Here is a 4,355-nt window from a genome sequence, read left to right as displayed (position 1 = left end):
CGAGCGTGCCGCGGGCGGCCGCCGCGGCCGAGGCGTCCGCGATGCGGCCCACCGTCTCGGCGGCGTCCCCGGCCGTGCGCACCAGCTCGACGAGCGGGGCGACCGAGTCGAGGGATCCGTCGAAGAGGTCGAGCGCGCCGTCGGTGAACGCGAGGAGGCGGTCGCCGGGGCGCAGCTCCCCCGTCGCCGCCGACCACGAGGCATCCGGCACGACGCCGAGCGGCAGGCCGAGCGCCGGCAGCATCTCGTGGGCGCCGTCCGCCCGCAGCAGCACCGTGAGGCCGTGGCCGCCGTCGGCGTACGCGAAGCGGCCGGTGGATCCGTCGATGCGGCAGTGCAGGAACGTCGCGAACGTCTCGGTCGCGTCGAGGTCGGACTGGAGCTGCGCCTGCACCGCGGTGACGGTGCGCGCGGCGTCCGGCCCGCGGTGCGCCTGGAAGCCCGAGCGCACGGCCGAGGCGAGGATCGCAGCGCCCGCGCCCTTGCCCATCACGTCGGCCATGGTCACGTGCAGCCCGTCGGCGTCCTCGCCCCAGGAGTAGAAGTCGCCGCCCACGCCGCGGGCCGGGATGCTGATGCCGGCGAGGTCGAAGTCGGGCCAGAGCGGCCGGTCGACGGGCAGGAGCCGGCGCTGGATGTCGCCCGCGATCTCCTCGTCCCGGGTGTCGCGGAGCTCGCGCTCCACCCAGGCGCCCATCTCGTCGAGCAGCTTCTCCTGCGCGGGCGCGAGGTCGCGCGGCTCGGTGTCGACCAGGCAGAGGGTGCCGACGGTCTGGCCGCCGGAGAGGAGCGGGCGGCCCGCGTAGAAGCGGATGTGGCGGGGCCCGGTGACCGTGGTGCGGTCGGCGAAGCGCGCGTCCTGCGTCGCGTCCGGCACCACGAGGATCTCGGGGCCGCGGATCGTGACGTCGCAGAACGACTGCGTGCGGTCCGAGAGCAGCGAGACGCCAGCGGGCTGCGGCGACTTGGTGAACTGCTCGGCCTCGCCCACCAGGTTGATCTCGGCGACGGGCACGTCGAAGAGCTCGCGCGCGATGCGGGTGACGCGGTCGAAGCGCTCCTCCGCGGTGGATCCGACGAGCCGCAGGTCGTGCACGGCGCGCAGCCGGGCCTCCTCGGCGGCGCCGTGCAGCGGGACGGCGTCGCGGGTGGCGCGACCCGCGGGATCCGAGCCGCCCTGGCGCGCGACGGGTTCCTGCATGGCCATGTGTCCCCCTGGTGCATCCGGTGCCGGTCGCGCCGGGCGGGGTGCCGCCCGCCGCACGATCCCCCCGGACCGCGGCGCCTCCATCGAGTGTATGCGCTGGTGTTCGGAGCCCTCCCCGGCGGGGGCGGGTGCCGCGTCACGCCTCGCGGCGCAGCACCACCACGGTCACGTCGTCGGGGTTCGCCTGGCCGGCGGCGAGCGCCGTGATCCGCTCCACCAGCTCGTCGGCCGACGCGGACGCGCGCGCGAGCTCGGCCACCCGGTCGACCGCGCGGAGGGTGCCGTCGTAGAGGTCGAGGACGCCGTCGCTGAAGGTGACGATGAGGTCGCCGGGGCCGAGCGGCACCTCGTGCGTGGTCCAGCCGGCGCCCCCCGGCACGCCCACCGGCAGGTCGGTGGACTCGAGCCGCTCGTGGGTTCCGTCGGCGCGCACCAGCGCGGAGAGGCCGTGGCCCGCGTCGGCGTAGAGGACGGTGTGGTCCTCGGCGCGCACGCGCGCGTGGAAGACGGTCGCGAACGACGCGGCCTCGCTGAGCTCCGCGGTGAAGCAGTCGGCGGTGCGCTCGATCGCGGCGACCGGATCCGGCACGTTCTTGGCGCTGCGCACGACCGCGCGGGCGGTGGCCGCGATGATCCCCGCGCCGACGCCCTTGCCCATCACGTCGCCCAGCGTGAACGCGAGGCCCTCGCGCACCGGGTACCAGTCGAAGAAGTCGCCGCCGACGGCTTTGGACGGGAGGCACGCGCCCGCGACCTGGTAGCCCGGGAGCGGCACGGTCGTCTTCGGCAGGAGCGCCTGCTGCACGACGGACGCCCGGGTCAGCTCCTCCTCGCTCACCCGCTCCCGGTCGCGCGACGCCTCGAGGCTGAACCGCGTGCGCCGGGACAGCTCGTTGACCACGAGCGCGGCGACCGCGAAGGCCAGGGCGCTGAAGAACCCGCGCCACAGCTCGTTGGCGTTCTGCGAGCCGAGGTCGAGGAGGAGCGGCAGCCCGAGGGTCACGTAGACGCCGACGAACGCGACGAGCACGTTCCACCTGCTCGGGTTGAGGCTGAACCAGATGACCGGGAGGATCACCAGGGATCCGAACACGGACGCGTTCTCGCCGGTCCCGATCCGCAGCAGGCCGACGGCGAGGAAGTCGATCGCGGGCACGACGACGGCGAAGCGCGCGAGGTCGCGGCGCAGGGTGACGACGACGGCGAGCACGGTGCCGACCACGAGGATCCCGCAGGACACGAGGAGCGCGCGCGGCGCCGTGACCCCGAGCGTGGGCACGGCCAGGCTCGCGAGCACCGCGAGGACGAAGAGCACCAGCATCGGCAGCTGCTTGAGCACGGGGGTGGGGCCGGAGGTGCCGACGGATCCCGCCCGGGCGGCGGACTCGGGGATCCAGGCGACGCGGCCGACCCACCGCGGCAGCGGGAGCGCGGCGAGCCGTGGTGCCCGCGCGGGCGAGGTCATCAGGACGCCTCGGGCTCGATCCGGGTCCGGCGGACGCTCCACACGTTCTCGCCGCCGACCCGCTCGTAGGTCAGCTCGTCGCAGAGCATCTGCACCATCGCGAGGCCGCGGCCCGACTCGGCGTCGACGCCGGGCATCTCGCGGGGGGCGAGGCGGAAGTCGCCGGGCTCGGATCCGTCGCGCAGCCGCGCGCTCATCACGCCGTCGTCGACCGTGACGCTCACGACGCACGAGACGCCCTGGCCGTGGTCGGCGTGCTCGATCACGTTCGACGCGAGCTCCACGAGCGCCGTCTCGAACGCCATGCGGTCGAGGTCGCCCACGTCGGGGCGCGCGTCCCAGAGGTCGGCGACGAGCTCGTGGACGGCGTCGACGTCGTCGGGCGGGGACTGGAGCGTGAGGCTGCGGGTGGTCTCAGTCACGGTAGGCCGCCTCGGCCGTCGGGGTGGAGATCAGCACCCGGTCGAGGTTGGAGAGCTGCAGCACCATCGCCACCTGCGGACCGGGCGCCGCGATGCGGAGGTCGCCGCCGGCGTCGCGCGCCGCGCGGAGGCCGGCGATGAGGGCGCCGAGGCCGGAGGAGTCGATGAAGTCGACACCCGCGAGGTCGACGACGACCCGTTGGGGCGCGGGATCCAGCGCGTCGTGGATGGCTTGCCGGAGCTCGGGCGCCGCCGCCATGTTGAGCATCCCTGTGGCGGTGACGACGGTGACGTCGTCCTCGCGTCGTGCGGTGGCGGTCGTGAGCGCCATGCGTCCCCCTCGGGTGGTCCCTGCGCCGGCGACCGCATCCCCCGATGCAGCCGGCGGGCGGTGCCGGTCCCGCGCGGTCCCCCGCCCGGATCCCCTGCCTCCGCCGCGCTCATCCTCTCATCCAACGCCCGAGGAAATACGATGGATCCGGCGTCCCGTCGCATGTCCGCGTGGCGCATCCGACTCGCGAGGTCGGCCACGCCCGGTTACGGTGCGGCTGACCCGCACGCACGAGCACGGCCACACCGGCCGCACGAGGAGAGACCGTGTCGACCGCACCCGAGCACGTCCCGACCGAGCGCCGCATCACGCGGCTGGCGATCGAGACCTCCATCGGCCTGGCCTGGAACGCCGAGGGCGCGATCCGCGGGCTGCCGCCGCTCGCGTGGCAGCTCGGCGGGCCGTGGGAGGGGGTGCACTTCACGGGCGACGCCGACGCGTACGCGCCCGAGGTGCGGCGCGACGTCATCGAGTCGTGGATCGCGGGGCTCGGCCTCGCCGACGCCATCGACCTCACCGACGGCCCGCTCGCGCGCCGCGGCGACGACATGGTCTGGACGGGCGCGCTCGACGACGTCGTGTTCGAGCTGCGCTACCCGGCGGACTGCGCGGATCCCGCCGGCCCGGACGCCTAGCCCGCCGCGGCCGCCGGGGTGCCCGGCTCGCGCTCGCGCCACCCGGATCCGTCGCGCTCCAGCTCGATGAGCTGCCCGTTCGCCCACACGAGCGAGCGCGTGAGCGCGGGCGACCGCCCGAGCGCCGTGAGGTAGAGGACGCGCAGCAGGTAGCCGTGCGCGACCACGAGGGTGGTGCGCGGATCCGCCGCCACGTCGTCGAGGACCGCGCGCGCCCGCACGGCCGCCGCCGCCCACGTCTCGCCGCCCCCGGGTGCCGCGGGCTCGCCGTCCTCGCCCGTGAGCCAGGCCGCGA

General features: G+C 75.3%; 6 protein-coding genes. 1 reads left to right on the top strand and 5 read right to left on the bottom strand.

The window, feature by feature from the left end:
• The 4 genes from DZG00_RS12730 to DZG00_RS12715 all read right to left on the bottom strand — a co-directional run.
• On the bottom strand, positions 1-1,207 hold a 1,207-nt coding region (locus tag DZG00_RS12730), incomplete at its 3' end, for a PP2C family protein-serine/threonine phosphatase (RefSeq protein WP_119455686.1).
• Positions 1,208-1,343: 136 nt separating this feature from the next.
• Positions 1,344-2,672, bottom strand: coding sequence for a PP2C family protein-serine/threonine phosphatase (locus DZG00_RS12725; protein ID WP_119382914.1), 1,329 nt, complete (start codon positions 2,670-2,672; stop codon positions 1,344-1,346).
• Complete coding sequence (locus DZG00_RS12720; protein WP_119382913.1) at positions 2,672-3,094, bottom strand: ATP-binding protein; 423 nt, start codon at positions 3,092-3,094, stop codon at positions 2,672-2,674. The genes DZG00_RS12725 and DZG00_RS12720 overlap by 1 nt, the downstream gene beginning before the upstream one ends.
• Positions 3,087-3,425: an STAS domain-containing protein gene (locus DZG00_RS12715; protein WP_119382912.1), complete on the bottom strand. Its 339-nt coding sequence runs from the start codon at positions 3,423-3,425 to the stop codon at positions 3,087-3,089. Before DZG00_RS12715 ends, DZG00_RS12720 begins: the two co-directional genes overlap by 8 nt.
• Before the next feature lie 266 nt (positions 3,426-3,691).
• On the opposite strand from DZG00_RS12715, the gene DZG00_RS12710 reads away from it, so the two are divergent.
• Entirely contained in the window at positions 3,692-4,060 is a 369-nt protein-coding gene (locus tag DZG00_RS12710) for a hypothetical protein (protein ID WP_119382911.1), read from the top strand.
• Here the strand turns inward: DZG00_RS12710 and DZG00_RS12705 are convergent.
• Positions 4,057-4,355, bottom strand: a 299-nt coding sequence (locus tag DZG00_RS12705; protein WP_147359996.1) for a histidine phosphatase family protein, incomplete at its 5' end; no start/stop codon positions are given. The two genes, DZG00_RS12710 and DZG00_RS12705, sit on opposite strands and share 4 nt — an antisense overlap.

It is taken from the genome of Clavibacter lycopersici (genome assembly GCF_003576405.1).
Classification (GTDB): Bacteria; Actinomycetota; Actinomycetes; order Actinomycetales; family Microbacteriaceae; genus Clavibacter; species Clavibacter lycopersici.
This window is presented reverse-complemented; position numbering and strand designations above follow the sequence as displayed.

Excerpts from the sequence above, each read along its gene's own strand:
- DZG00_RS12715 (WP_119382912.1), bottom strand. The coding sequence starts at position 3,425 with ATGGCGCTCACGACCGCCACCGCACGACGCGAGGACGACGTCACCGTC.
- DZG00_RS12725 (WP_119382914.1), bottom strand. The coding sequence starts at position 2,672 with ATGACCTCGCCCGCGCGGGCACCACGGCTCGCCGCGCTCCCGCTGCCG.